Here is a 26200-nt window from a genome sequence, read left to right as displayed (position 1 = left end):
CGCTGGGGTAGACTCCCAGCCCTTGTCCCGCGGCCCAGTGATGCTTTCCCGATGCTCGAACAGTACGTCAAGAAGATCCTCACCTCGCGCGTCTACGACGTTGCGGTCGAAACCCCGCTGCAGAGCGCGGGGCAGCTGAGCAAGCGCCTGGGCAACCAGATTCTGCTCAAGCGCGAAGACTTGCAGCCGGTGTTCTCGTTCAAGATCCGCGGGGCCTACAACAAGCTGGCCCAACTGACCCCGGAAGAACTGGCCCGTGGCGTGGTCACCGCCTCGGCCGGCAACCACGCCCAGGGCCTGGCCCTGGCCGCACGCGAGATGGGCATCAAGGCCACTATCGTGATGCCCAAGACCACCCCTGAGATCAAGGTCGAAGGCGTGCGTTCGCGGGGCGGCAAGGTGGTACTGCATGGCGACTCGTTCCCCGAGGCGCTGGCCTATTCGCTGAAACTGGTCGATGAGAAGGGCTTCGTCTACGTACACCCCTACGACGATCCGCACACTATCGCCGGGCAGGGCACCGTGGCCATGGAAATCCTGCGTCAGCACCCTGGCCAGCTGGACGCGATCTTCGTGCCGGTGGGTGGCGGTGGCCTGATCGCCGGGATTGCTGCCTACGTGAAGTACCTGCGCCCGGAAATCAAGGTGATAGGCGTCGAGCCGGACGACTCCAACTGCCTGCAGGCGGCCATGGCGGCCGGCGAGCGCGTGGTGCTGCCGCAGGTCGGGCTGTTCGCCGACGGCGTGGCGGTGGCGCAGATCGGCCAGCACACCTTCGATATCTGCCGCCATCATGTGGATGAAGTGGTCACCGTCAGTACCGACGAGATCTGCGCGGCTATCAAGGATATCTACGATGATACCCGCTCGATCACCGAACCTGCCGGTGCCCTGGGCGTGGCGGGCATCAAGAAGTACGTCGAGTTGTACGGCGTGACCGGGCAGACTCTGGTGGCCATCGACTCCGGTGCCAACGTCAACTTCGACCGCCTGCGCCATGTGGCCGAGCGTGCCGAGTTGGGTGAAAAGCGCGAAGCGATCATCGCCGTGACCATTCCCGAGCGCCCGGGCAGCTTCAAGGCCTTCTGCGAGGCTATCGGCAAGCGCCAGATCACCGAGTTCAACTACCGCAAGCACACCTCCGACGAGGCGCATATCTTCGTAGGCGTGCAGACCCACCCGGAAAACGACCCACGGGCTGCGCTGGTGCAGCAGCTGACCGAGCAGGGCTTCCCGGTTACCGACCTGACCGACAACGAGCTGGCCAAGCTGCATATTCGCCACATGGTCGGTGGCCATTCGGCCGGTGCCAGTGACGAAATGGTGCTGCGCTTCGAGTTCCCCGAGCGGCCAGGGGCGCTGTTCAACTTCCTCAACAAGCTGGGCGGGCGCTGGAATATCTCGATGTTCCATTACCGCAACCATGGCGCCGCTGACGGGCGCGTGGTGGCGGGGTTGCAGGTGCCGGAGGACGAGCGCCACCTGGTGCCGGCGGCGCTGGCGAAGATCGGCTACCCGTACTGGGACGAGACTGACAACCCGGCTTACAAGCTGTTCCTGGGCTGAGCGGCTAAGCTGGGGCTGATGGCCCTTTCGCGGGCTTGCCCGCTCCCACAGGTACAGCGCAGGCTTCAGGGCCTGTGATATCCCTGTGGGGGCGGGCAAGCCCGCGAAGAAGCCTGCACAAAATGGCCTGCTTAAGGACAATCGAGACATGGAACACCTGACCACCCTCAAGACCCTGCACATCATCGCCACCGCGCTCCTGCTGCTGGGCGCTCTGGGCCTGGCGCTCTGGACCGTGCGCGCCCGCCGCCAGGGCGACGCCGAGGCCTATGCCAAGCTGCTGCGTCGGCCGCTGGTGTTCGTCTGGCTGGTGATGGGCCTGTGCCTGGTGAGCATGCCGTTCACCGGCTGGTGGCTGGTACACCTGGTGGGCTGGCCGCTGGGGCAGACCTGGGTGCTGGCTTCCAGCGTCATCTATACGCTGGGCGCGTTTGCCGTGTGGTGGCTGCTGGTGCGGCTGAACCGGCTGCGCAAGGCCGAGGTGGTGGGGTTGCGCTTGACCTTGGCATTGGCGGTGTTCAGTGGGGTTTGCTTCCTGTCTATCGCCGGGCTGATGGGGGCCAAGCCGGTCTGACAGCCTTGTGCTGTATGTGCTGGCCTCTTCGCGGGTAAACCCGCTCCCACAGGCTATGCGCAAGGCTTGAGGGCTGTGCAGTACCTGTGGGAGCGGGTTTACCCGCGAAGAGGCCGGCACAGGAAAACCTCAATCCCGCAGCGAAACCACCGGCCACCCGCGCTTCTCGGCCTCCGCTCGCAGATTCGGGTCGGGGTCCACCGCCACCGCATGCGCCACCCGCTGCAGCAACGGCAGGTCATTCATCGAGTCGCTATAGAAATAGCTGTCCTCAAGATCGAAGCCGTTCTCCAGCATCCAGCGCTCCAGCCGCGTCACCTTGCCTTCACGGAAACACGGTATATCGGTACTACGCCCGGTATAGCGGCCATCACGCATCTCGCATTCGGTCGCCAGCAACACGCGAACACCAAGGCGCCGGGCAATCGGTGCGGTCACGAAGCGGTTGGTGGCGGTGATGATCAGCAGCTGGTCGCCGGCCTCGCGGTGCTGCTGCAGCAAGCTCAGCGCCTTGGGCAGGATGATCGGCTCGATGCAGTCGCGCATGAAATCGCGGTGCCATTCGTCGAGCTGGGCTAGCGGTGTTGCCGCAAGGATTTCCATGGAAAAGGCCAGGTAGGCCTGCAGGTCCAGGGTGCCGTTCAGGTAGTCCTGATAGAAGCCATCGTTGCGTTGCTTGTAGGCAATCGGGTCGAGGATGCCGCGCTGGCAAAGGTAGTCACCCCAGGCATGGTCGCTGTCGCCACCGAGGAGGGTATTGTCCAGGTCGAATAAAGCCAGGCGCATCGCGGTCACTCGCATCAGCCACAGGGTAGGCCCGCAGAATACGGAGTTTTCACGCTGCTGCACATAAGCTTGGCGGGCGCGTTGCTGCGCTCGCAAGCTTTGTGGAACAATGCGGTGACATGCGTTTGCGAGGTTGCTGCCGTGATCGACCCGGATGGTTTTCGCCCCAACGTCGGGATCATTCTCACGAATGATGCCGGGCAGGTGCTATGGGCTCGACGGATCAACCAGGATGCCTGGCAGTTTCCCCAGGGTGGCATCAACCCTGACGAGACGCCGGAAGATGCCCTGTACCGCGAGCTGAACGAAGAAGTTGGCCTTGAACGCGATGATGTGGAAATTCTTGCCTGCACCCGTGGCTGGTTGCGTTATCGTTTACCCCAGCGACTGGTGCGTACGCATAGCCAGCCGCTGTGCATCGGCCAGAAGCAGAAATGGTTCCTCCTGCGCCTGGTCAGCAACGAACAACGGGTGCGGATGGACCTGACCGGCAAGCCGGAATTCGATGGTTGGCGCTGGGTCAGCTATTGGTACCCGCTGGGCCAGGTTGTGACATTCAAGCGCGAGGTCTACCGACGCGCCCTGAAAGAGCTAGCACCGCGTCTGCTGACGCGCGACTGACGACGGAGTTCGACCCCGAGCCATGCTCAATACGCTGCGCAAGATCGTCCAGGAAGTAAACTCCGCCAAAGATCTCAAGTCGGCGTTGGGGATCATTGTCTTGCGTGTCAAGGAGGCCATGGGCAGCCAGGTCTGCTCGGTCTACCTGCTCGACCCGGAAACCAACCGCTTCGTGCTGATGGCCACCGAAGGCCTGAACAAGCGTTCCATCGGCAAGGTCAGCATGGCCCCCAACGAAGGCCTGGTCGGCCTGGTCGGTACCCGGGAAGAGCCGCTGAACCTGGAAAACGCTGCCGACCACCCGCGTTACCGCTACTTTGCCGAAACCGGCGAAGAAAAATTCGCGTCGTTCCTTGGTGCGCCGATCATCCACCATCGCCGCGTGGTCGGGGTATTGGTCATCCAGCAAAAGGAGCGCCGCCAGTTCGACGAGGGCGAAGAAGCCTTCCTGGTTACCATGAGCGCCCAGCTCGCCGGGGTTATCGCCCACGCCGAAGCGACCGGCTCGATCCGCGGCTTGGGCCGCCAGGGCAAGGGCATCCAGGAAGCGCGCTTCGTCGGCGTGCCGGGCTCGCCTGGCGCCGCCGTGGGGCGCGCCGTAGTGATGCTGCCGCCAGCCGATCTGGAAGTGGTGCCGGACAAGACTGTCGACGACATCGACGCCGAACTGAAGCTGTTCCAGAACGCCCTCGAAGGCGTGCGCGACGATATGCGCAAGCTGTCGGCCAAACTGGCCACCCAGCTGCGCCCGGAGGAGCGTGCACTATTCGATGTGTACCTGATGATGCTCGAAGATGCGGCCCTGGGCGGTGAGGTGACCGAGGTCATCAAGACCGGCCAATGGGCCCAGGGCGCCCTGCGCCAGGTGGTGGGCGAGCACGTCAACCGCTTCGAGCTGATGGACGATGACTACCTGCGCGAGCGCGCCTCCGACGTCAAGGACCTGGGCCGGCGCCTGCTTGCATACCTGCAGGAAGCCCGCGCGCAGTCGCTGGTGTATGCCGACAACACCATCCTGGTCAGTGAAGAGCTGACCCCGGCGATGCTCGGCGAAGTGCCGGAAGGCAAGCTGGTCGGCCTGGTCTCGGTACTGGGCTCGGGCAACTCCCACGTCGCCATCCTGGCCCGTGCCATGGGTATTCCCACGGTGATGGGCCTGGTCGATTTGCCTTATTCCAAGGTCGACGGCATCGAGATGATCGTCGACGGCTACAAGGGCGAGGTGTTCACCAACCCCAGCGAAGTGCTGCGCAAGCAGTACAGCGACGTGGTCGAGGAGGAGCGCCAGCTGGCCCAGGGCCTGGATGCTCTGCGCGAACTGCCGTGCGTTACCCCGGACGGCCATCGCATGCCGCTGTGGGTCAATACCGGCCTGCTCGCCGATGTGGCCCGTGCCCAGCAGCGTGGCGCCGAAGGGGTGGGGCTGTACCGCACCGAAGTGCCGTTCATGATCAACCAGCGCTTCCCCAGCGAGAAAGAGCAGCTGGCCATCTACCGCGAGCAGCTGGCGGCCTTCCACCCGCTGCCGGTAACCATGCGTACCCTCGACATCGGCGGCGACAAGTCGCTGTCGTACTTCCCGATCAAGGAAGAAAACCCGTTCCTTGGCTGGCGCGGCATTCGCGTCACCCTCGACCACCCGGAAATCTTCCTGGTGCAGACCCGCGCCATGCTCAAGGCCAGCGAGGGGCTGAACAACCTGCGTATCCTGCTGCCGATGATTTCCGGCATCCATGAGCTGGAAGAAGCGCTGCACCTGATCCACCGCGCCTGGGGCGAGGTGCGTGACGAAGGCACCGATGTGCCGATGCCGCCGGTTGGCGTGATGGTGGAAATTCCTGCGGCGGTGTACCAGACCAAGGAGCTGGCGCGGCAGGTGGACTTCCTGTCGGTCGGCTCCAACGACCTGACCCAGTATCTGCTGGCGGTGGACCGCAACAACCCGCGGGTCGCCGACCTGTACGACTACCTGCACCCGGCGGTGTTGCAGGCGCTGAACACGGTAGTGCGCGACGCCCATGGCGAAGGCAAGCCGGTGAGTATTTGCGGTGAGATGGCCGGTGACCCGGCAGCGGCGATCCTGTTGATGGCCATGGGCTTCGATAGCCTGTCGATGAACGCCACCAACCTGCCGAAGGTGAAGTGGATGCTGCGCCAGGTGAATATGAGCAAGGCCAAGGAGCTGCTGGTGGAGGCCTTGAGCCATGACAACCCGCAGGTTATCCACAGCTCGCTGCAACTGGCCCTGAAGAACCTCGGGTTGGCGCGGATGATCGGGCCTGGCGCCAATAAAACCCTGTGAGGGTGATGGTGCCTGTACTGGCCTCTTCGCGGGCTTGCCCGCTCCCACAGGGATCGCGCCGCATCTGAAGGCTGCGCTGTACCTGTGGGAGCGGGCAAGCCCGCGAAGAGGCCAGCACAGCCAACATCAAAGGATCAGACTGAAAGCTCTACTTCCCCAAGATGTCCACCAAAGGGCCCAAAACTGCGCTCAATAAGCCGCCTTCTGCCCTGATCATCAACAATCAGCACCGTACTTGCCCGTGTCCGTAGTTCTGGCTGGCAATGAACACACTCGACAGCAGCTTCTCTGTTGCCAAACCAACGCCCGTCTCCGGTAATTCGCCCTCCGGCGCCGGTTCGGCATCGGCCAGCAACGCCAGCAGGCGCTGTGGCTCGGGCGTTTCCAGTAACCCTTCCAGCCCACTACGCGCCTTCACCAGCTTCGGCCAAGGCGTATCCAGCCCGGCATTGGAAAGCCCGTAAACCCCTGCCTCCAGCAAGCGCGGCGCTGCGTCCCGGGCATGCAGATAACCCAGCTGCCGCCTATCGCCCACCAGCAGGTTGAACCCGGAGTACTGAGCGCTGCGGCTGGCCACCTGGTCCAGATAGGCCTCGACCCCCAACTCACCCTGCAGATACGCGGCCACCAACTCGCCCCGCGAGCGCGGCCCCAGTGCCTGTGCCGGGTCACGAATATTGGTCAGCGCCGCGAACCGCCCCTGCGGGCCTACGCCCAGCCAGGTGCCACCTGCCTCTAGGTCGCGGCCGGCATATATCCCGGGCGCATCCTCCCAGGCCGCCAGGGCCTGGGTGGGGCGGGCATAGAACTCATCGCGGTTGGCCGCCACGATCAGCGGCAGGGCATGTTCCGGCCGCCAAGCGAATACGATCAGGCACATCGGTCAGGCCTCTGGGTTTTTTGCCACTGTACGCACAGCGGCAGGGAGGATCCATCCTGACACACTGTTCACTAGAGCCCCGGGCCCGGCTTCCGTTACCATGCCGCATTGTTTTCTCGGGGAAGACGAATGGAATTCGTGCTCTATCTGCTGTTGGGGGCCTGTGCCGGTGTGCTGGCCGGCCTGTTCGGCGTAGGCGGCGGCATAATCATCGTGCCGGTGCTGGTGTTCAGCTTCACGCTGCAAGGTTTCGATGCCTCGGTGCTGACCCACCTGGCGGTCGGTACCTCGCTGGCAACCATCGTCTTCACCTCGATCAACGCCGTGCTCGAGCACCATCGCAAGGGCGCGGTGCAATGGCCGATCTTTGCCTGGATGACCCTCGGCATCCTCCTTGGGGCCGGTGTCGGGGCCAAGACCGCCTCACTGATCCAGGGGCCGCTGCTGCAAAAGATCATCGGGGTGTTCGCCCTGGTCATCGCCGCGCAGATGGCCCTGGACCTCAAGCCCAAGGCCAGTCGTGGTATCCCCGGCAAGCCCGCGCTGATCGGTGCAGGTGGGGTGATCGGCTGGGCTTCGGCCATTTTCGGCATCGGCGGCGGTTCGCTGACCGTGCCGTTCCTGACCTGGCGCAGCCTGCCCATGCAGCAGGCAGTGGCCACATCTTCGGCCTGTGGCCTGCCGATTGCCTTGGCCAGTGCCTTCAGTTTCATGCTGCTGGGTTGGCACGAGGAGCACTTGCCGGCCCACAGCCTGGGTTACGTATACCTGCCGGCGCTGCTCGGCATTGCCGTGACCAGCATGTTTTTCGCCCGCTTCGGCGCGCGCCTGGCGCACAAGCTGTCGCCACGTTTGTTGAAACGCCTGTTCGCAGCCCTGTTGTTCTGTGTCGGCCTCAGCTTTTTGATTTGAATCGAGAGGAAGTTCCATGCTGCCTTACCCGCAGATAGACCCCGTGGCCCTCGCCATCGGGCCGCTGAAAATCCATTGGTACGGCCTGATGTACCTGGTCGGCATCGGCGGTGCCTGGCTGCTCGCCTCGCGCCGACTGAACCGCTTCGACCCCACCTGGACGCGCGAAAAGCTCTCCGACCTGGTGTTCTGGCTGTCGATGGGCGTGATCGTCGGTGGCCGCCTGGGCTACGTGCTGTTCTACGACCTGCACGCCTACCTGGCCAACCCGACGCTTATCTTCGAGGTATGGAAGGGTGGCATGTCGTTCCATGGCGGTTTCATCGGCGTGATGCTGGCGGCCTTGTGGTTCGGCAAGCGCAACAACAAGTCGTTCTTCGAGCTGATGGACTTCGTCGCCCCGCTGGTGCCGATCGGCCTGGGGGCCGGGCGCATCGGCAACTTCATCAACGCCGAGCTGTGGGGCAAGGCCACCGATGTGCCATGGGCGATGGTCTTCCCGCCATTCAGCGACCCGGCGCAGCTGCCGCGTCACCCGTCGCAGCTGTACCAATTCGCGCTGGAAGGTGTGGCATTATTCGTCATTCTCTGGCTGTACTCGCGCAAGCCGCGCCCGACCATGGCCGTTTCCGGCATGTTCGCGCTGTTCTACGGCATTTTCCGCTTTATCGTGGAATTCGTGCGCGTACCCGACGCCCAGCTCGGCTACATAGCCTTCGGCTGGTTGACCATGGGTCAGTTGCTGTGTGTGCCGATGATCGTTGGCGGCATATTCCTGATCTGGTGGGCCTACAACCGTAAACCGACGGCCAAGGCCGCCGTCTGATTTCCACGGCAGGGGCGATCCCCCTGCCGTTCTCGTTACAGGTAAGCCATGAAACAGTATTTAGACCTGGTCCGCGACGTCATCGACAACGGCACGCTGCAAGGCAACCGCACCGGCATCCGCACCATCAGCCTGCCGGGCGCCATGCTGCGTTTCGACTTGCAGAAGGGCTTCCCGGCCATTACCACGCGCAAACTGGCGTTCAAGTCGGCGATCGGCGAAATGGTCGGTTTCCTGCGTGGCGTGAAGAACGCCGGTGAATTCCGCGAGCTGGGCTGCAAGGTCTGGGACCAGAACGCCAACGAGAACGCCCAGTGGCTGGCCAACCCGTTCCGCCAGGGCCATGACGACCTGGGCGAGATCTACGGCGTGCAATGGCGCCAGTGGCCGGGCTACAAGCGCATTCCGCTGAGCAACCCGGCGGCCATCCAGATGGCCGAGAAGGCAGGCTTCCGCCGCATCGCCCAGGACGAGGAGGACGGTGTCGCATTCGTCATCCTGTACAAGGCCATCGACCAGGTGCGCCAGTGCCTGGACACCATCGCCAATGACCCGGGCAGCCGCCGTATCCTGTTCCACGGCTGGAACTGTGCGCAGCTGGACGAAATGGCCCTGCCGCCGTGCCACCTTCTGTACCAGTTCCACCCGAATGTGGAGACCAGGGAGATTTCCCTGACCCTCTACATCCGCTCAAACGACCTGGGCCTGGGTACGCCGTTCAACCTCACCGAAGGCGCGGCGCTGCTGTCGCTGTTCGGCCGTCTGACCGGCTATACCCCGCGCTGGTTCACCTACTTCATTGGCGATGCCCATGTGTATGAAAACCACCTGGACATGCTCAACGAGCAGCTCAAGCGTGAGCCGCTGGAGGCACCGAAGCTGGTGATCAGCGACCGCGTGCCGGCGTTTGCCGAGACGGGCAAGTACGAGCCGGAGTGGCTGGAGAAGATCGAGCCGAGCGATTTCTGGCTGGAAGGGTATGAGCATCATGCGCCGATGACAGCGCCGATGGCGGTCTGACAGATCCCCTTCTCCTGAACTGGCCTATTCGCGGGCACGCCCGCTCCCACAGGGATCGCACAAGGCTTGGCCCTGTGGAATGCCTGTGGGAGCGGGCGTGCCGGGGCGCCGAACCGCCGCGAATGCTTTTGGCTCAATGCCCGTGGCTTCGCCCCACATGCGAATGCTCGGTTTCCGGCACCGATACCGCCCCATTCGTCTCCAATTGCTGCAAGATCGCGCATTCCGCCCCTTGCGCATTGCAGCGCCGCCGCAGCTCCACCAGCTGTTCCTGCAACGCCACCAGACCATCGATCCGTGCCTGCACATGCTCGATATGCTCGTCGATCAGCGCATTGACGCTGCCGCACGAATCATCGGGGCTGTCGCGCAGGCGTAGCAGGCTGCGGATCTCATCCAGGGTCATGTCCAGGGTGCGGCAGTTGCGGATGAAGGTCAGCCGCTCGACATGGGCCTGGGTGTACAGCCGGTAGTTGCCGTCGCTGCGCGCCGGCTCCGGCAGCAGCTGTTCGCGCTCGTAGTAGCGGATGGTTTCCACCGCGCAGTCGGTGGCTTTGGCCAGCTCTCCGATCTTCATCAGCAAATTCTCCAGCAAGTGGCTTGACCCTATAGTGGCTACAGGGTGTTCACTTGGCAACAGGCTCAAATTAAGGATGACCCCATGAACCAGCCTGTCAGCCACGAACACAAGCACGATCACCACGCCCATGCCTGCTGTGGCAGCTCTGCTGCGCCAGCATTGGTCCAACTGAGCGAAAAGGCCAGCAGCCATGCCCAGTTCAGCCGTTTCCGCATCGAGGCCATGGACTGCCCTACCGAGCAGACCTTGATCCAGGACAAGCTGGGCAAGCTGGCCGGTATCGAGCAGCTGGAATTCAACCTGATCAACCGTGTGCTTGGCGTTCGCCATACCCTGGGCGGCACCGCTGAAATCGAGCAGGCCATCGATAGCCTGGGCATGAAAGCCGAGCCGCTTGGCGCCGAAGACGACGGCCCCGCCAGCGCAGTACAAGTGGCCAAGACCCGCTGGTGGCCGCTGGCGCTGTCGGGTATTGCCGCTGTCGCCGCCGAAATCGTGCATTTTGCCGCGCTGGCCCCGGAGTGGGCGGTGGCGATGTTGGCGCTGGCAGCGATCCTCGGCTGTGGTCTGGGTACCTACAAGAAGGGCTGGATCGCCCTGAAAAACCGCAACCTCAACATCAACGCGCTGATGAGCATTGCCGTGACTGGCGCAGTGCTGATCGGCCAATGGCCGGAAGCGGCCATGGTGATGGTGCTGTTCACCGTCGCCGAGCTGATCGAAGCCCGCTCGCTGGACCGCGCGCGCAACGCCATCGGCGGCCTGATGCAGCTCACCCCCGACATGGCCACCGTGCGCCAGGCCGATGGCCAATGGCGGGAAGTGGAGGTGCGAGAGGTGGCCATCGGTGCCCTGGTGCGGGTACGCCCAGGCGAGCGCATTGGCTTGGACGGTGAAGTGACCAGCGGGCAATCCAGCGTCGATCAGGCACCGATCACCGGCGAAAGCCTGCCAGTGGAAAAGGCCGTGGGCGATAAACTGTTCGCCGGCACCATCAACCAGGCAGGGGCGCTGGAGTTCCGCGTTACCGCTGCTGCCGGGCAGTCGACCCTGGCGCGTATCATCAAGGCCGTCGAGGAAGCGCAAGGCGCACGGGCGCCTACCCAGCGTTTCGTCGACCGCTTCTCGCGCATCTATACCCCGGTGGTGTTCGCTATCGCTCTTGCCGTTGCGGTGATACCGCCGCTGTTCATGGCTGGTGCCTGGTTCGACTGGGTCTATCGGGCCCTGGTGCTGCTGGTGGTGGCCTGCCCATGCGCCCTCGTGATCTCGACCCCGGTGACCATCGTCAGCGGCCTGGCCGCCGCCGCTCGCAAGGGCATCCTGATCAAGGGTGGGGTGTACCTGGAAGGCGGGCGCCAGCTGGACTTCCTGGCCCTGGACAAGACCGGCACCATCACCCATGGCAAACCTGTGCAGACCGACGCTAAGGTGCTGGAGCCGCTGTTCGAAGGCCGCGCGCAAGCCCTGGCCGCCAGCCTGGGCGAGCGTTCGGACCACCCGGTTTCCCGCGCCATTGCCCAGTTCGGCAAGGAGCAAGGCCTGGCCTTGAGCGAGGTCGATGACTTTGCTGCCCTGGCCGGGCGCGGCGTGCGCGGTACCATCGCGGGTGAGGTTTACCACCTGGGTAACCACCGTCTGGTCGAGGAGCTGGGACTGTGCTCGCCCGAGCTCGAGACCCAGCTGGATGCGCTGGAGCGCCAGGGCAAGACCGTTGTGCTGCTGCTCGACCGCTCCGGCCCGTTGGCGCTGTTCGCGGTGGCCGACACGGTCAAGGAAAGCAGTCGCCAGGCGATCGCCGAGCTGCATGAACTGGGCATCAAGACTGTCATGCTGACCGGTGACAATCCGCATACCGCCCAAGCCATCGCCACTGTGGTGGGTATCGACCGTGCCGAAGGCAACCTGCTGCCAGCCGACAAGCTCAAGAGCATCGAAGCCCTGTACGCCCAGGGCCATCGGGTGGGCATGGTCGGTGACGGCATCAACGACGCCCCGGCGCTGGCCCGCGCCGAGATCGGTTTTGCCATGGCGGCGGCCGGTACCGACACTGCCATCGAGACGGCCGATGTGGCGCTGATGGACGATGACTTGCGGAAGATCCCGGCCTTCGTCAGGCTGTCGCGCCAAAGTGCGGCGATCCTCATGCAGAACATCGTTCTGGCGTTGGGCATCAAGGCGATATTCCTGGCGATCACCTTTGCCGGCATGGCCACCATGTGGATGGCGGTGTTTGCCGACATGGGCGTGAGCCTGTTGGTGGTATTCAACGGCTTGCGCCTGTTGCGCAAATAGAGGACGTGCATGCTGAGTTCGGAGCTGAAAGCCTTCTACATGGTGGCCCGTCTGGGCAGCATCACCCTGGCGGCGAAGAAGCTCGGGCTCAGCCAGCCCACGGTGACCACGCAGATTCGCAACCTGGAGAGCCAGTACGCGGTTGAGCTGTTCTACCGCGGCGGGCGGCGCCTGGTGCTGAGCGAGGAGGGCGTGCGTCTGCTACCGATGGTCAAGGCATTGTTGCAGCAGGAGGCCGACATCGAGTTCGAGCTGCGCAACAGCGGCCAGGCCCAGGGCAGCTTGCGCATTGCGGCCACGGCGCCTTACTACATTCTCGACCTGGTGAAGATCTACCGCGAACGCCTGCCGCAGGTGGAAGTAGCGGTGGAAATCGGCAACTCGCAGCAGGTGCTGGAGATGCTCGAGGACTACCGGGTGGATATCGCCGCTTCGTCGCAGCTACTGGAAGACTCGCGGCTGGTGCGGCGGGTGCTGGGGATTGATCCATTGGTAGTGGCGGTGCATCGCAACCACCCGTTGGCACACCGCCAGGCGGTGTCCATCGACGTAGTGGCCGGGCATTGCCTGCTGATGCGCGAGAAAGGCTCGACCACGCGCAAGCTGACCGAGCAGATGATGCAGGAGGCCGGGGTGAAGGCCACGGCATTGCTGGAGATTGGCAGCCGCGAGTCGATCCGCGAGGCGGTGCTGCGCAATATCGGTATCAGCGTGATTGCCCGGCATGAGGTGCCGCACAACCCTGAATTGCGGGTGCTGGCGCTGGATAACGCGCCGGTGATGCATGAGTACCTGTATTGCCTGAAGGAGCGGCGCCAGGCCCGGTTGCCGGCGGCGTTCCTGGGGGTGGCGCAAGAAGTGGCCGGTTCACAGTTCTAGACCTGTGTTGGCCTCTTCGCGGGTAAACCCGCTCCCACAGGTACTGCACAGCCTTCAGATGCGACGCGATCCCTGTGGGAGCGGGTTTACCCGCGAAGAGGCCCGCGAAGGCCATTACAAAATCTGCCTATACCACTATCACCCGCTTTTGCCCTAAAGCCACAGAACCTTCGCACAGCCTTCCTAGCATGGCCCCCATCTCTTCGATGAGGCCCTGCCATGAACCACACCACCCCCGGCGCACAGATGAAAGTGCGCAACATCCACAAGCGCTTCGGCGCCTTCACGGCGCTGAATGATGTCTCGCTGGACATCGCCGCCGGCGAACTGGTGTGTCTGCTCGGCCCGTCCGGCTGCGGCAAGACCACACTGTTGCGCTGCATCGCCGGCCTGGAGCGCCAGGACCGCGGTACGTTGTACATCGGCGAGCGCGATATCTCCGAGCTGCCACCCCAGGCCCGTGACTACGGCATCCTGTTCCAGTCCTATGCGCTGTTCCCCAACCTCACCGTCGAAGCCAACATCGCCTATGGCCTGACTGGCAGTAGCCGCGAGCAGGCCCGCCAGCGCGTGGCCGAAATGCTCGAACTGGTGGGCCTGGCCGGCAGCGAGAAGAAATACCCCGGTCAGCTTTCAGGTGGCCAGCAGCAGCGTGTGGCCCTGGCCCGCGCGCTGGCACCGTCGCCATCGTTGCTGCTGCTGGACGAGCCGATGTCGGCGTTGGACGCCCGGGTGCGCGAGCACCTGTGCACCGAACTGCGCCAGCTGCAGCGCCAGCTGGGTATCACCACGCTGATGGTCACCCACAACCAGGACGAGGCCATGCTGATGGCCGACCGTATTGCGGTGATGAACAACGGCCAGGTCGAGCAGTACGCCACCCCTCAGGAAATCTACGACCGGCCGACCACGCCGTTCGTTGCCGAGTTCGTCGGCCAGGGCAACTGGTTGCCGTTCCAGCGCAGCAGTGACAGCCATGCCCAGGTCGGTGGCATGAACATGCGCCTGGCACCAGGTTCCGCCCGGGCGGGCAGCGGCCGGCTGTTCTGCCGCCCGGAGGCGATCACGGTCAACCCGGCGGTGCACGAAGAAAACCTGTTCCCGGCCATGGTCCGTGAAATTACCTTCCTCGGTAACCGCTGCCGCATGAGCTTTGAGCTCAAGGCGCTGCCTGGCCATGCACTGCTGGCGGAGCTGGCCCCCGAGGCCATGCCGCGGCTGGGCTCACAGGACATCTGGGTGGCGCTGCCGCCACAGAGCCTGCAGGTTTTTGCCTGAGATGGCCGCGCCAATGTCCCTGCCGTTGAGCCAGGCCAAGGCCGCGCCGCGTGCGGGCGTCGCCTTGTGCGACCGATTGTTCGTCGTCGGTGGCAAGAGCCTGTTGCTGATTCTTCTGGTGCTGGCGGTGCTGATGCCGCTGCTGGCGATCTTCTGGCGCGGCTTCAGTGCCGAAGCGGGCCAAGGTGGTGGCCTGCTGGCGGCCCGCGAGCTGTTCGCCAGTCAAAACTTCCACTGGCTGCTGGGCAACAGCCTGTCGGTGGCCTTCACGGTGGCAGCCATCGTGGTGCCGCTGGCCTACCTGTTCGCCTATGCCTTGCAACGCACGCTGATTCCGGCCAAGGGCCTGTGGCGGGGGATTTCGCTGCTGCCGCTGTTGGCGCCGTCAATGCTGCCGGCCATCGCCTTGGTCTATCTGTTCGGTAACCAGGGGCTGCTGCGCGGGTTGCTCAGCGACAACATCTACGGCTTCTGGGGCATTGTGTTGGGCGAGGCCATCTACACCTTCCCGCATGCCCTGATGATCCTGCTGTCGGCGCTGTCGCTGGCCGATGCACGCCTGTTCGACGCAGCGTCCAGCATGGGTGCCGGCCCTTGGCGAGCGTTCACCAGCATTACCTGGCCGGCCACGCGCCAGGCAGTGTTCGCGGCGTTCTGCCTGGTATTTACCCTTACCATCACCGACTTCGGTGTGCCGGTCGTGGTCGGTGGCGATTATCAGGTGCTCGCGCTGGAAGCCTACAAGGCGGTGGTCGGCCAGCAACAGTTCGGCCGTGGTGCACTGATCGGCATGGTGCTGCTGGTGCCGGCGCTGCTCAGCTTTACCGTCGATGCCTGGCTGCGCCGGCGCCAGGGCGAGGCCATGAGCGGCCGTGCCCAGGTGTTCGAGCCCAAGCCGTCGCGGGGCCGTGATGCCTGCTTCCTGATGATCGTGCTGCTGGTATGCGCGGTGTTGTTGCTGGTGATCGGCATGGCGGTGTACTCGTCGCTGGTCACGTTCTGGCCCTACAACCTCTCGCTGTCGCTGCGTCACTACATGTTCGAGGACACCGCCGGTGGCGGCTGGCTGGCCTACCGCAACAGCGTGACCATGGCCATCGGTACCGCGCTGATCGGCAGCATGGTGATTTTCACCGGCGCCTACCTGATGGAGAAGACCCAGGGCCAACGCCTGCTCAACCAGGCGCTGCGCCTGCTCAGCTTCATCCCCATGGCCGTGCCGGGCCTGGTGCTGGGCCTGGGCTACGTATTCTTCTTCAACCTGAACGGCAACCCGCTGCATGTGTTCTACGGCGGCATGGGGCTACTGATGGTGTGCACCATCGCCCACTACCTGACCACCGCGCAGATGACCGCTACCACCGCCCTGCGCCAGCTAGACGGCGAATTCGAGGCCGCCGCGCTGTCGTTGAAGGCGCCGTTGTACAGGCACTTTCTGCGGGTGACCGTGCCGATCTGCCTGCCGGCGCTGCTGGACATCATTCGCTACCTGTTCGTCTCGGCGATGACCACCGTCTCGGCGGCGATCTTCCTGTACAGCCCCGACACCATCCTGGCGGCCGTCGCGGTGCTGAACATGGACGACGCCGGCAACGTCGGCGGTGCCGCCGCCATGTCCACCCTGATTCTGCTGACCAGTGCCTGCGCTTCACTGCTGCTGGCCGCAGCCTCACGCGGCCTGCTGCGCCGCTCCCAAGCCTGGCGCCAACGCGCCGCGACTGTCTGACCTGTAGGGAACCTACCCATGTACAAGCACCTTGCACTTGCCGCTGCCGTTTCCGCCGTGTTCAGCCTGCAGGCTTCGGCCGCTGGTACCCAGCTGACGGTCTACACCGCCCTGGAAGCCGAACAGCTGAAGAGCTACAAGCAGGCCTTCGAGAAGGCCAACCCGGACATCGAGATCAAGTGGGTCCGTGATTCCACCGGCATCATCACTGCCAAGCTGCTGGCCGAGAAAGACCGCCCGCAAGCCGACGCGGTGTGGGGTCTGGCCGCTTCCAGCCTGGCCATCCTCGACCAGAACGGCATGCTCGAAGCCTATGCACCGAAGGACCTGGGCAAGATTGCCGCCAACTACCGCGATGCTGCCAACCCGCCAGCCTGGGTCGGTATGGACGTGTGGGCCGCCACCATCTGCTTCAATACCATCGAGGCCGAGAAGCAGGGCCTGAGCAAGCCGGTGAGCTGGCAGGACCTGACCAAGCCTGAGTACAAGGGCAAGATCGTCATGCCGAACCCGGCCTCGTCCGGCACCGGCTTCCTCGATGTCAGTGCCTGGTTGCAGACTTTTGGCGAGCCGCAGGGTTGGGCGTACATGGATGCGCTGCACCAGAACATCGGCCAGTACGTTCATTCCGGTTCCAAGCCGTGCAAGCTTGCCGCAGCGGGTGAGTTCCCGATCGGTATCTCGTTCGAGTACCCGGCCGTGCAGCTCAAGCGCCAGGGCGCGCCGCTGGATATCGTGCTGCCGAAGGAAGGCCTGGGCTGGGAGATCGAGGCGACTGCACTGATCAAAGGTTCGCCAAAAGCGGATGCGGCCAAGCGCCTGGCTGATTTCTCGGCAAGCCCGGCGGCCATGGAGCTGTACAAGGAGAACTTTGCCGTGCTGGCTGCCCCTGGTATTGCCAAGCCGCAGACCGAGCTGCCGGCGGACTATGAACAGCGCCTGATCAAGAACGACTTTGCCTGGGCGTCGAAGAACCGTGACCAGATCCTGACCGAGTGGCGCAAGCGCTATGACGGCAAGTCGGAGAAGGTGGCCCAGCAGTAACCTGCACCGGCCCCTTCGCGGGCACGCCCGCTCCCACAGGAATAGTGCACATCCCAAGGAATGTGAGATACCTGTGGGAGCGGGCATGCCCGAGGCCAGACCTGCCCACTCAGAATTGTGAAACCAGCGCCTCCAGCTGTTCCTGCCGCTCGGCCTGATTCAGCTTCGCCCCAGGATTCAGCGTGGACCACTGCGGATGCGCCCGCGCCTTGCCCAGCGCCTCCGGCAATTTGCCCTCCCGCCAGGCCTTCTCATCCAGTTCCCCCAGCCGAATGCTGTCCTGCGCCGCATGCCCGCGGTTTTCCAGCGCCACCATCAACTGCTGCTGACGCAAGGCCAACAAGCGCAACACCGTATCGTCCACCGTCAGCTCGCGCTTGCCCTTGAGCTTGCTCATCAACCGTGAACCATAGTTGCGCGCCGTCTGCAGCGCGCCGCCGGCAATCGCCCCGGCCAGGGCGGCAGCCCCTAGTGTCAGGCCGCCGACCAGCAGGTCCACCCCGGCACCCGCCGCAGCACCGGCGGCCACACCACTGCCCAGGCGCACGCCCAGCAGCTTCAAGGTTTCAGGATTGAACAGGTCATCGCCCCAACGGCCATCCAGCAGCGGCAAGTCGCTGGCATGGGCGTCCTCACGGCGGAAGGCATACAGCTTTAGCAGTGCCTCGACGCAGCGCTGTTCGCGCTGGCGCACCTCCTGCCGCAATGCCTCGATGGCCCGGGCTTCGGCAGCCGGGTCGGCCTCGACGCTTCGCCGGCAGGCGGCGCAGTCCAGCAGCAGCTCGGCAATCAGGCGCTTGCCGCTATGCCGGCGCGCCAGGCGCTGTGCCTGCTGGTCATCGATCAGCCGCTGCAGGGCCGGTCGGGCGTCTTCCAGCAGCAGGGCCAGGCTTTCGTACAAACGGCGCTCGCCATCCTCTGGCGGGGCCACGCTGTCGAACCGCACCAACGCGTGAAGCCCAAGCCTGGCAAGGGCTTCACGCCATTGCGGCTCGCGGTGCTGATGGCTGGCGACGAAATTGAGCACCGGTAGCAGCGGCTTGCCGCAGCTGGCCAGCACTTCCAGTTCGTCGCGGTATTTGGCCAGCACCGGTTCGCGGGCGTCGATTACATACAAGCCGGCATTGCTGGCCAGCAATTGGCGCAGCACCTTGGCTTCCTGCTCGAAACGCTGGCGTGCCTCGCTGCCTTGCAGAAAGCGTTCGAGGCGGGCAGGGCCATCCAGGCGCTCACCCGGGCGCTCCAGGCGCTCGAGGTAGTCGAGCAGGGCGATGGCGTCTTCCAGGCCCGGGGTGTCGTACAGCTCGAGCAAGGGTTCGCCGTCCACTGACAACCGCGCACCTTCCACATGGCGGGTGGTGCTGGGGCGGTGGGAGACTTCGCCAAAGCCGACATCGCGCGTCAGGGTGCGCAGCAGCGAGGTCTTGCCGACGTTGGTGTGGCCGACCACGGCCAGTTTCAGCGGCTCAGTCATGGCCATGCTCCAGCCAGGTCAGCGGCGAGGTATCGGCATGCGTCAGGCCAAGGCGGTCGAGGGCTTCGTGCCAGTCGCCCAGGCGCTGGGCGTCCAGGGCCTCGCCCGGTGCGGCCTGCAGTAGCCAGATACGGGTGGCACCGGCGTTGCGTGCCAGCTCGGCGAGCAGCGCCAGGCTGCCACGGTCTGGCGAGCGGCGTGGGTCGCAAGCGATGGCCAGGCGTGCCGGTGGAAAACGGCTGAGCTGTTCGAGCAGGCGGTTGCGCGATTCGCGGCTGTCGAGCACGCCAGCACTGGTCACGTTTTTCGGTAGGGCGGGCGGCCAGGGGTGCTGGTCGTCAAGCTCCAGGCCGACCAGCAGGGCACCACTGCTGCCGCTTTCCAGTTGGCCAGCGGCAAACTGCGGCAAGGCATCGGGCGCGGCATCCTGGACGCCGATGCGTTCGCTGCGCGGCATCAGCGCTTCACGCAATTGCGCGTAGCCGGGCAGGCTCAGGTCCGGCGCCAGGCGTTGGCGGCCTTGGCGCCAGCGCCACAGGCACAGTCCGGCCAACAGCAGGCGCGGCAGCAGGCCGTACACCAGCACTACGCCAAGCAGCCAGCTGGCCCAGGCCTGGCGCGCCAGGTCCAGGGCCGGCTGGCTGTCGCCGCTGGCGCGGATCATGGCCTCGTCGGGTACCGTGAAGCCCAGCAACGAGGGCAGCGCGCCCAAGGCCCGGGTCAGGTGGATGAACGGGTCGGCGGCGAGCAGGGTGGTCTCCCAGACAAAGCCATAGCGCCGGGTCGCCAGCAAGGCCAGCAGCATGCCCAGCGCGGTGATCATCGCCAGCAGCCACAGGCCATGCACCAGCAGGCCGAGCAGCCAGCGGTTGAGGCGCTGGCGTTGCAGCATCACCAGCAGCGCCGGTGCCAGGTGCGCGGCCTTGGCGTCACGGGCAAAGCGTTCGCTCAACCACAGCCACAGGCGGCCCAGCCCCGCGCCATGCTCGCCGCTCAAGGCAAAGCCGATGGCCCAGCCCAGCAGCATCAGCAGGTTCAGCCCGAGCAGGCTGCCCAGGGCCCAGAACACATTCACCGGGCGCTGCCCGTCGCCCAGGGCGGCCAGCGCCAAACCTGCGCCGCTGAGCATGGCCAGCACCAGCAAGGCCAGCAACGCCAGGCGTGCGCCCTGTTTCCAGTGGCGCAGGGCGGTGCTGATGCCGTCGCGTTCGGCCAGGAACAGGGCACGGGTTTCGATGCGGGCCGCCAGGTCACCGCCTGCCTGGCGGGCACGGCGGTTGGCTTCCTGGTCCTCCAGGGGGCCGGCATGTTCCTCGCGCAGGCGTATCGCTTCGGTGAGCCAGCGCTTGTCCAGTGAAGTCGGTGCGGTCACAAGGTCTTCCATTGCACAGGTCAGGGCAGAAGCATAACCCACACGCCCGGTGCTATCCTCGCTGGCATGAATACATCACTCCCCCTCAGCCTGATCGCGGCTCACGCCGAGAACCGCGTGATCGGCATCGACAACTCCATGCCCTGGCATCTGCCGGGGGACTTCAAGTACTTCAAGGCCACTACCCTGGGCAAGCCGATCATCATGGGGCGCAAGACCTGGGACTCGCTGGGCAGGCCATTGCCGGGGCGATTGAATATCGTCGTCAGCCGCCAGGCGGGGTTGGAACTGGCGGGGGCCGAGGTGTTTGCATCGCTGGAAGAGGCGTTGCTGCGGGCCGACCAGTGGGCGCGAGAGAAGGATGTCGATGAGCTGATGCTGATTGGCGGGGCGCAGCTGTATGCACAGGCGCTGGAGAAGGGGTTGGTCAGCCGGATGTACCTGACGCGGGTCGAGTTGTCGCCGGAAGGGGATGCGTGGTTCCCGGAGTTTGATCGGGGGCAGTGGAAGCTGGTGTCGAGCGAGGCGCAGGCTGAGGAAGACAAGCCTGCGTACCATTTTGAGGTTTGGGACAGGGTTTGAGATTTTGGGGCTGCTTTGCAGCCCATCGCGACACAAGGCCGCTCAGGGACCACGTGAGGTCAAGGCCTGCGCGGTCCCTGTGGGAGCGGGTTCACCCGCGAAGAATCCAACGCGGTGCATGGCACCGGCTTCGCCGGTGTTCGCGGCTAAAGCCGCTCCCACAGTGGCTCGGCAATCCGTCAGGTATGGCTCAGCTCGGCATGTTCATCGCCAGCCAGCACATCCTTGTCGGTCTCTTTCAGCAGTTGGCTGGTCACTACCCCTGCAGTCATCGAACCGTTCACGTTCAACGCTGTGCGGCCCATGTCGATCAGCGGCTCTACCGAAATCAGCAACGCCACCAGTTCCACCGGCAAGCCCATGGCCGGCAGCACGATCAGCGCGGCGAAAGTAGCACCGCCACCCACACCGGCAACACCTGCCGAACTCAGTGTGACGATGGCCACCAGGGTGGCGATCCACAGCGGGTCGAAGGTATCGATGCCCACCGCCGGCGCCACCATCACTGCCAGCATGGCGGGATAGAGGCCGGCGCAGCCATTCTGGCCAATGGTGGTCCCGAACGATGCACTGAAGCTGGCAATCGACTGCGGTACGCCCAGGCGGCGGGTTTGCGCTTCGATGTTCAGCGGAATGCTTGCGGCGCTGGAGCGGCTGGTGAAGGCGAAGGTCAGCACAGGCCACACCTTGCGGAAGAAGCGCAGCGGGCTCACGCCGGTGGCGGCGAGGATAACGCCGTGCACCACGAACATCAGCGCCAGGCCCAAATAGGACACCACCACGAAACTGCCCAGCTTGAGGATGTCTTCCATGTTCGAGCTGGCCACCACCTTGGTCATCAGCGCCAGAACGCCATACGGGGTCAGCTTCATCACCACCCGCACCAGGCGCATCACCCAGGCCTGCAGGGTGTCGATGGCCATCAGCGCGCGTTCGCCTTTCTCGGCATCGTCCTTGATCAGCTGCAGCGCAGCCAGGCCGAGGAACACAGCAAAGATCACCACGCTGATGATCGAGGTCGGCTTGGCCCGTGCCAGGTCACCTACCGGGTTGCTGGGGATGAACGACAGCAGCAGTTGCGGGATGTTGAGGTCGGCAACCTTGCCAGCGTAGTCGCTGTGGATAACCTGCATGCGCGCGCTTTCCTGCGCGCCGGCCACCAGGCCTTCGGCGCTGAGGCCGAACAGATTGGTCAGGACGATGCCGATCAACGCAGCGATGGCAGTGGTCAGCAGCAGGGTGCCGATGCTCAGCACGCTGATGCGGCCCAGCGACGAGGCGTTGTGCAGGCGCGCCACGGCACTCAGGATCGAGGCGAAGATCAGCGGCATGACGATCATCTGCAACAGGCCGACATAGCCGTTGCCGACCAGGTCGAGCCAGGTGATGGTGGCCTTGAGCACAGGGTGGCCAGCGCCATAGATGGTATGCAGGACCAGGCCGAACACCACGCCCAGCACCAGGCCCAGCAATACCTTCTTGGCCAGGCTCCAGTCGGTGCGGCGGGTTTGTGCCAGGCCCAGCAGCAGGGCCAGGAACGCCAGCAGATTAAGGGACAGCGGCAGATTCATTGAAGCTCCAGCGGAAAAAAGCAGAAGAGGCATCGCCTCTGTGAGCGATTGCGAATGGAAATGCTAACAGCCTGAAAACAAACGAATTTATATCTAAATAGAATGTGCATAGTCGTTTATGGAATAACGGCGTGTCGCGGATTGCAATGAACAAGGCGTTTGCAGTTGCATGAGGGTCGTTATCGTGGCCTGTCGAAGGGGATTGTTGCACTAGCGTTTCCGGGTCATTTCAGGAGATTCATGCATGAAATTCGCTCCGAAAGCCGTCGCCATCAGCCTGTCCCTGTTGTTCAGTATCGAAACCTTCGCCACCGAGCTCAAACACTGGCCCGCCGAGGCAGCCAGGCAGCTCGACAGCATGATTGCCGCCAATGCCAACAAGGGTAACTACGCGGTGTTCGACATGGACAACACCAGCTACCGCTACGACCTTGAAGAGGCCTTGCTGCCGTTCATGGAAAACAAAGGCCTGCTGAGCCGCGACAAGCTCGACCCCTCGTTGAAGCTGATGCCGTTCAAGGACACCGCCGAGCATAAGGAAAGCCTGTTCAGCTACTACTACCGGCTGTGCGAAGTCGATGACATGGTCTGCTACCCGTGGGTGGCCCAGATATTCTCCGGCTTTACCCTGCAGGAGCTGAAAGTGCAGGTGGATGAGCTGATGGCCTCCGGCAAGCCGATCCCTGCCACCTATTACGAAGGGGACCAGGTCAAGGCCATCGAGGTACAGCCGCCCAAGGTCTTCAAGGGCCAGGCCGAGCTGTACAACAAGCTGATGGAGAACGGTATCGAGGTATACGTGATTTCCGCCGCTTCCGAGGAGCTGGTGCGCATGGTCGCGTCGGACCCCAAGTACGGCTACAACGTGAAGCCGCAGAACGTGATTGGCGTCAGCCTGTTGCTGAAGGACCGCGCCAGCGGCCAGTTGACCACCGCGCGCAAGCAGATCAGCGCCGGGCAGTATGATGCCAAGGCTAACGTGGGGCTGGAGCTGACCCCGTACCTGTGGACCCCGGCCACCTGGATGGCGGGAAAGCAGGCGGCGATCCTGACCTACATCGATGAGTGGAAGAAGCCGGTGCTGGTGGGGGGCGATACGCCGACCAGCGATGGCTACATGCAATTCCATGGTGTCGATGTGAGCAAGGGCGGCATCCACCTGTGGATAAACCGCAAGGCCAAGTACATGGACCAGATGAACGGGATGATTGCCAGGAATGCCGCGGCGCAGGCCAAGGAAGGGTTGCCGGTGACGGCGGACAAGAACTGGGTGATCGTGACGCCGGAGCAGATTCAGTAAGCCATGTGGTGCCTGTGCTGGCCTCTTCGCGGGCACGCCCGCTCCCACAGAGACCTCACAGCCTTTGAGCCAGGCACCGTACCCGTGGGAGCGGGCGTGCCCGCGAAGAGGCCGGTACAGACATAAAAAAACCGGCGCTCAGGGCGCCGGTTCTTCTTTCACACCGTCAGAGCCTCACAGCCCTTCGAGCATCGCCTTGTTACGCACAGCACCCTTGTCGGCACTGGTCGCCAGCAGGGCATAGGCCTTCAACGCGGTGGTCACCTTGCGTGGGCGTACTTCAGCCGGTTTCCAGCCCTTCTTGTCCTGCTCCACTCGGCGCTCGGCCAGCTCTTCGTCACTGACCTGCAGGTTGATCGAACGGTTCGGGATGTCGATCAGCACCTTGTCGCCGTCACGCACCAGGCCGATGGCGCCGCCAGCGGCGGCTTCCGGCGAGGCGTGGCCGATCGACAGGCCCGAGGTGCCGCCCGAGAAGCGGCCGTCGGTGAGCAGGGCGCAAGCCTTGCCCAGGCCCTTGGACTTCAGGTACGAGGTCGGGTACAGCATTTCCTGCATGCCCGGGCCACCTTTCGGGCCTTCGTAGCGGATGATCACGATGTCGCCAGCCTTCACTTCGTCAGCGAGGATGCCGCGTACGGCGCTGTCCTGGCTTTCGAAGATCTTCGCGGTGCCTTCGAATACGTGGATCGACTCGTCGACGCCGGCGGTTTTCACCACGCAGCCGTCCAGGGCGATGTTGCCGTACAGCACGGCCAGGCCGCCTTCCTGCGAATAGGCGTGCTCGACACTGCGGATGCAGCCTTCGGCACGGTCCAGGTCCAGGCTCGGCCAGCGGGTCGACTGGCTGAACGCGGTCTGGGTCGGGATGCCGGCAGGGCCGGCCTTGAAGAAGGTATGCACGGCTTCGTCATCGGTCTGGGTGATGTCCCACTTGGCGATGGCTTCTTCCATGCTGCGGGTGTGCACGGTCGGCAGGTCGGTGTGCAGCAGGCCGCCACGGGCCAGCGAGCCGAGGATGCTGAAGATGCCGCCGGCACGGTGCACGTCTTCCATATGATACTTCTGGATGTTCGGCGCAACCTTGCACAGCTGCGGCACCTTGCGCGACAGGCGGTCGATGTCGCGCAGATCGAACGCTACCTCGGCTTCCTGGGCTGCAGCCAGCAGGTGCAGGATGGTGTTGGTCGAGCCACCCATGGCGATGTCGAGCATCATGGCGTTCTCGAACGCCTTGAAGTTGGCGATGTTGCGCGGCAGTACCGACTCATCGTTCTCGCCGTAGTAGCGCTTGCACAGCTCGACGATGGTGCGGCCGGCGGTGAGGAACAGCTGTTCGCGGTCGGCGTGGGTGGCCAGGGTCGAACCGTTGCCAGGCAGGGCGAGGCCCAGGGCTTCGGTCAGGCAGTTCATCGAGTTGGCGGTGAACATGCCGGAGCACGAACCGCAGGTCGGGCAGGCGCTGCGCTCGTATTCGGCGACTTTTTCGTCGGAAGCCGAGGAGTCGGCGGCAATGACCATGGCGTCGACCAAGTCCAGGCCGTGGCTGGCCAGCTTGGTCTTGCCGGCTTCCATCGGGCCGCCGGACACGAAAATTACCGGGATGTTCAGGCGCAGGGCGGCCATCAGCATACCGGGGGTGATCTTGTCGCAGTTGGAGATGCACACGATGGCGTCGGCGCAGTGGGCGTTGACCATGTACTCCACGGCGTCGGCGATGATCTCGCGGCTTGGCAGCGAATAGAGCATGCCGTCGTGGCCCATGGCGATGCCGTCATCGACCGCGATGGTGTTGAATTCCTTGGCCACGCCACCGGCGCGTTCGATTTCGCGGGCGACCAGCTGGCCCAGGTCCTTCAGGTGCACATGGCCCGGGACGAACTGGGTGAACGAGTTGGCGATGGCGATGATCGGTTTCTTGAAGTCTTCGTCCTTCATCCCGGTGGCGCGCCACAGGGCACGGGCGCCGGCCATGTTGCGGCCTTGGGTGGAAGTCTTGGAACGATAATCAGGCATGAAACACTCCTGGCGGCTTAATCAGGTCACTAAAAGGGGAGTGAGCTTCTCTATGTCCTTTGCGCCGCAGGCCGGTTGCCACTGGCACGGATGGGGCCGAAGACCGCGCGGGATCGCCGCGTGCTTGGCCAGAGCTCATAAACCCGCCGGGGATGACTGGCGATGAATAGGCCGATTCTACACCGCTGGCGCGGCGAGGGAATGCAGATATGGATAGTTGGCCCTTTTGAAGCCTGAGGGGACTCTGTGGGAGCGGGTTCACCCGCGAAGATGGCGGTAGCCACGCCATCGCATTCGCGGGTAAACCCGCTCCCACAGGGTCAGAGTTGCCTGGTCTGTCAGCTGTTGGGCAACAACCGGCAGGTGATGCTCTTGATGTAGCGGGTTTCGGCGATTGCCGGGTGAACCGGATGGTCCGGGCCCTGGCCGCCGCGCTCGAGCAGTTGCATATTGCGGTCCAGATGGCGGGCGCTGGTCAGCAGGATGTTATGCAGGTCGTCCTCGGGCAGGTGCATCGAGCACGATGCGCTGACCAGGATGCCGTCCTTGGTCAGCATGCGCATGGCCTGCTCGTTCAGGCGGCGGTAGGCTGCTTC

At 64.1% G+C, this 26200-nt stretch carries 20 protein-coding genes and 2 pseudogenes; 14 read left to right on the top strand and 8 right to left on the bottom strand.

What is annotated here, in order from left to right:
• Positions 1–51 precede the first annotated feature (51 nt).
• Together ilvA and JV551A3_RS29915 are read left to right on the top strand one after the other, a co-directional pair.
• Entirely contained in the window at positions 52–1566 is a 1515-nt protein-coding gene (gene ilvA / locus JV551A3_RS29920; protein ID WP_013974671.1) for a threonine ammonia-lyase, biosynthetic, read from the top strand.
• 148 nt (positions 1567–1714) lie between these two features.
• Positions 1715–2140 (top strand): DUF2269 domain-containing protein, encoded by a 426-nt coding sequence (locus tag JV551A3_RS29915; protein ID WP_133976150.1) that lies wholly within the window; start codon positions 1715–1717, stop codon positions 2138–2140.
• Between the two features lie 129 nt (positions 2141–2269).
• On the opposite strand, the gene JV551A3_RS29905 is transcribed toward JV551A3_RS29915, so the two are convergent.
• On the bottom strand, positions 2270–2926 hold the full coding sequence (locus JV551A3_RS29905; RefSeq protein ID WP_133976148.1) for a histidinol-phosphatase: 657 nt from the start codon (positions 2924–2926) through the stop codon (positions 2270–2272).
• Between the two features lie 141 nt (positions 2927–3067).
• Here JV551A3_RS29905 and JV551A3_RS29900 point away from each other — a divergent pair, with 141 nt between their 5' ends.
• Both JV551A3_RS29900 and ptsP read left to right on the top strand, forming a co-directional pair.
• Entirely contained in the window at positions 3068–3547 is a 480-nt protein-coding gene (locus JV551A3_RS29900; RefSeq protein WP_003249017.1) for an RNA pyrophosphohydrolase, read from the top strand.
• 22 nt (positions 3548–3569) lie between these two features.
• Positions 3570–5849: a phosphoenolpyruvate--protein phosphotransferase gene (gene ptsP / locus JV551A3_RS29895; protein ID WP_013974668.1), complete on the top strand. Its 2280-nt coding sequence runs from the start codon at positions 3570–3572 to the stop codon at positions 5847–5849.
• Positions 5850–5983: 134 nt separating this feature from the next.
• On the opposite strand, the pseudogene JV551A3_RS29890 reads toward ptsP, so the two are convergent.
• Positions 5984–6729: pseudogene (locus tag JV551A3_RS29890) on the bottom strand (NRDE family protein).
• A gap of 129 nt (positions 6730–6858) precedes the next feature.
• Between JV551A3_RS29890 and JV551A3_RS29885 the strand changes: the two are divergent.
• Genes JV551A3_RS29885 through JV551A3_RS29875 form a run of 3 tightly spaced genes read left to right on the top strand, consistent with a single transcriptional unit; the run spans position 6859 to position 9487 of the window.
• On the top strand, positions 6859–7641 hold the full coding sequence (locus JV551A3_RS29885; protein WP_133976146.1) for a sulfite exporter TauE/SafE family protein: 783 nt from the start codon (positions 6859–6861) through the stop codon (positions 7639–7641).
• 16 nt (positions 7642–7657) lie between these two features.
• Positions 7658–8467 (top strand): prolipoprotein diacylglyceryl transferase, encoded by an 810-nt coding sequence (gene lgt, locus JV551A3_RS29880; protein ID WP_133976144.1) that lies wholly within the window; start codon positions 7658–7660, stop codon positions 8465–8467.
• Between the two features lie 48 nt (positions 8468–8515).
• Positions 8516–9487 carry a thymidylate synthase gene (locus JV551A3_RS29875; RefSeq protein ID WP_133976142.1) on the top strand — a complete coding sequence of 324 codons (972 nt, stop codon included), beginning with the start codon at positions 8516–8518 and terminating at the stop codon, positions 9485–9487.
• A gap of 133 nt (positions 9488–9620) precedes the next feature.
• Here the strand turns inward: JV551A3_RS29875 and cadR are convergent, their stop codons facing one another.
• On the bottom strand, positions 9621–10064 hold the full coding sequence (gene cadR / locus JV551A3_RS29870; RefSeq protein WP_015272183.1) for a cadmium resistance transcriptional regulator CadR: 444 nt from the start codon (positions 10062–10064) through the stop codon (positions 9621–9623).
• Positions 10065–10148: 84 nt separating this feature from the next.
• Here cadR and JV551A3_RS29865 point away from each other — a divergent pair, with 84 nt between their 5' ends.
• The 5 genes from JV551A3_RS29865 to JV551A3_RS29845 all read left to right on the top strand — a co-directional run bounded on the left by JV551A3_RS29865 (position 10149) and on the right by JV551A3_RS29845 (position 17289).
• Complete coding sequence (locus JV551A3_RS29865; protein WP_133976138.1) at positions 10149–12362, top strand: heavy metal translocating P-type ATPase; 2214 nt, start codon at positions 10149–10151, stop codon at positions 12360–12362.
• Positions 12363–12371: 9 nt separating this feature from the next.
• On the top strand, positions 12372–13241 hold the full coding sequence (locus tag JV551A3_RS29860) for a LysR family transcriptional regulator (RefSeq protein WP_133976136.1): 870 nt from the start codon (positions 12372–12374) through the stop codon (positions 13239–13241).
• Between the two features lie 219 nt (positions 13242–13460).
• Positions 13461–14519, top strand: coding sequence for a putative 2-aminoethylphosphonate ABC transporter ATP-binding protein (locus JV551A3_RS29855; RefSeq protein WP_133976134.1), 1059 nt, complete (start codon positions 13461–13463; stop codon positions 14517–14519).
• A gap of 1 nt (position 14520) precedes the next feature.
• On the top strand, positions 14521–16245 hold the full coding sequence (locus JV551A3_RS29850; RefSeq protein WP_133976132.1) for a putative 2-aminoethylphosphonate ABC transporter permease subunit: 1725 nt from the start codon (positions 14521–14523) through the stop codon (positions 16243–16245).
• Positions 16246–16263: 18 nt separating this feature from the next.
• Positions 16264–17289 carry a putative 2-aminoethylphosphonate ABC transporter substrate-binding protein gene (locus tag JV551A3_RS29845; RefSeq protein WP_133976130.1) on the top strand — a complete coding sequence of 342 codons (1026 nt, stop codon included), beginning with the start codon at positions 16264–16266 and terminating at the stop codon, positions 17287–17289.
• 109 nt (positions 17290–17398) lie between these two features.
• On the opposite strand, the gene JV551A3_RS29835 is transcribed toward JV551A3_RS29845, so the two are convergent.
• Together JV551A3_RS29835 and JV551A3_RS29830 are read right to left on the bottom strand one after the other, a co-directional pair.
• Positions 17399–18763 carry a GTPase/DUF3482 domain-containing protein gene (locus tag JV551A3_RS29835; RefSeq protein WP_133976126.1) on the bottom strand — a complete coding sequence of 455 codons (1365 nt, stop codon included), beginning with the start codon at positions 18761–18763 and terminating at the stop codon, positions 17399–17401.
• A complete protein-coding gene (locus tag JV551A3_RS29830) occupies positions 18756–20147 on the bottom strand; it encodes a DUF2868 domain-containing protein (RefSeq protein ID WP_133976124.1) in 1392 nt (463 codons plus the stop codon). The genes JV551A3_RS29835 and JV551A3_RS29830 overlap by 8 nt, the downstream gene beginning before the upstream one ends.
• Positions 20148–20201: 54 nt before the next feature.
• Here JV551A3_RS29830 and JV551A3_RS29825 point away from each other — a divergent pair, with 54 nt between their 5' ends.
• A complete protein-coding gene (locus JV551A3_RS29825) occupies positions 20202–20717 on the top strand; it encodes a dihydrofolate reductase (protein WP_133976122.1) in 516 nt (171 codons plus the stop codon).
• Positions 20718–20896: 179 nt separating this feature from the next.
• On the opposite strand, the gene JV551A3_RS29820 is transcribed toward JV551A3_RS29825, so the two are convergent.
• Positions 20897–22288, bottom strand: coding sequence for an L-cystine transporter (locus JV551A3_RS29820; RefSeq protein WP_133976120.1), 1392 nt, complete (start codon positions 22286–22288; stop codon positions 20897–20899).
• A gap of 244 nt (positions 22289–22532) precedes the next feature.
• On the opposite strand from JV551A3_RS29820, the gene JV551A3_RS29815 reads away from it, so the two are divergent.
• A complete protein-coding gene (locus JV551A3_RS29815; protein WP_133976118.1) occupies positions 22533–23588 on the top strand; it encodes an HAD family hydrolase in 1056 nt (351 codons plus the stop codon).
• Between the two features lie 174 nt (positions 23589–23762).
• Here the strand turns inward: JV551A3_RS29815 and ilvD are convergent, their stop codons facing one another.
• Complete coding sequence (gene ilvD, locus JV551A3_RS29805) at positions 23763–25604, bottom strand: dihydroxy-acid dehydratase (RefSeq protein WP_133976116.1); 1842 nt, start codon at positions 25602–25604, stop codon at positions 23763–23765.
• 338 nt (positions 25605–25942) lie between these two features.
• Positions 25943–26200: pseudogene (locus tag JV551A3_RS29800) on the bottom strand (RlmI/RlmK family 23S rRNA methyltransferase); the annotation flags it as partial.

The organism is Pseudomonas inefficax (assembly GCF_900277125.1).
In the GTDB taxonomy this organism is placed as follows: domain Bacteria; phylum Pseudomonadota; class Gammaproteobacteria; order Pseudomonadales; family Pseudomonadaceae; genus Aquipseudomonas; species Aquipseudomonas inefficax.
The sequence above is the reverse complement of the archived record's forward strand: the minus strand, read 5'-3'. Positions and strand labels throughout refer to the sequence as shown.

Bases quoted from the DNA above. Each gene is read 5' to 3' on its own strand.
- ilvA (WP_013974671.1), top strand. From the start codon at position 52: ATGCTCGAACAGTACGTCAAGAAGATCCTCACCTCGCGCGTCTACGAC.
- JV551A3_RS29915 (WP_133976150.1), top strand. From the start codon at position 1,715: ATGGAACACCTGACCACCCTCAAGACCCTGCACATCATCGCCACCGCG.
- JV551A3_RS29905 (WP_133976148.1), bottom strand. From the start codon at position 2,926: ATGCGCCTGGCTTTATTCGACCTGGACAATACCCTCCTCGGTGGCGAC.
- ptsP (WP_013974668.1), top strand. From the start codon at position 3,570: ATGCTCAATACGCTGCGCAAGATCGTCCAGGAAGTAAACTCCGCCAAA.
- JV551A3_RS29885 (WP_133976146.1), top strand. From the start codon at position 6,859: ATGGAATTCGTGCTCTATCTGCTGTTGGGGGCCTGTGCCGGTGTGCTG.
- lgt (WP_133976144.1), top strand. From the start codon at position 7,658: ATGCTGCCTTACCCGCAGATAGACCCCGTGGCCCTCGCCATCGGGCCG.
- JV551A3_RS29875 (WP_133976142.1), top strand. From the start codon at position 8,516: ATGAAACAGTATTTAGACCTGGTCCGCGACGTCATCGACAACGGCACG.
- cadR (WP_015272183.1), bottom strand. From the start codon at position 10,064: ATGAAGATCGGAGAGCTGGCCAAAGCCACCGACTGCGCGGTGGAAACC.
- JV551A3_RS29865 (WP_133976138.1), top strand. From the start codon at position 10,149: ATGAACCAGCCTGTCAGCCACGAACACAAGCACGATCACCACGCCCAT.
- JV551A3_RS29860 (WP_133976136.1), top strand. From the start codon at position 12,372: ATGCTGAGTTCGGAGCTGAAAGCCTTCTACATGGTGGCCCGTCTGGGC.
- JV551A3_RS29855 (WP_133976134.1), top strand. From the start codon at position 13,461: ATGAACCACACCACCCCCGGCGCACAGATGAAAGTGCGCAACATCCAC.
- JV551A3_RS29850 (WP_133976132.1), top strand. From the start codon at position 14,521: ATGGCCGCGCCAATGTCCCTGCCGTTGAGCCAGGCCAAGGCCGCGCCG.
- JV551A3_RS29845 (WP_133976130.1), top strand. From the start codon at position 16,264: ATGTACAAGCACCTTGCACTTGCCGCTGCCGTTTCCGCCGTGTTCAGC.
- JV551A3_RS29835 (WP_133976126.1), bottom strand. From the start codon at position 18,763: ATGACTGAGCCGCTGAAACTGGCCGTGGTCGGCCACACCAACGTCGGC.
- JV551A3_RS29830 (WP_133976124.1), bottom strand. From the start codon at position 20,147: ATGGAAGACCTTGTGACCGCACCGACTTCACTGGACAAGCGCTGGCTC.
- JV551A3_RS29825 (WP_133976122.1), top strand. From the start codon at position 20,202: ATGAATACATCACTCCCCCTCAGCCTGATCGCGGCTCACGCCGAGAAC.
- JV551A3_RS29820 (WP_133976120.1), bottom strand. From the start codon at position 22,288: ATGAATCTGCCGCTGTCCCTTAATCTGCTGGCGTTCCTGGCCCTGCTG.
- JV551A3_RS29815 (WP_133976118.1), top strand. From the start codon at position 22,533: ATGAAATTCGCTCCGAAAGCCGTCGCCATCAGCCTGTCCCTGTTGTTC.
- ilvD (WP_133976116.1), bottom strand. From the start codon at position 25,604: ATGCCTGATTATCGTTCCAAGACTTCCACCCAAGGCCGCAACATGGCC.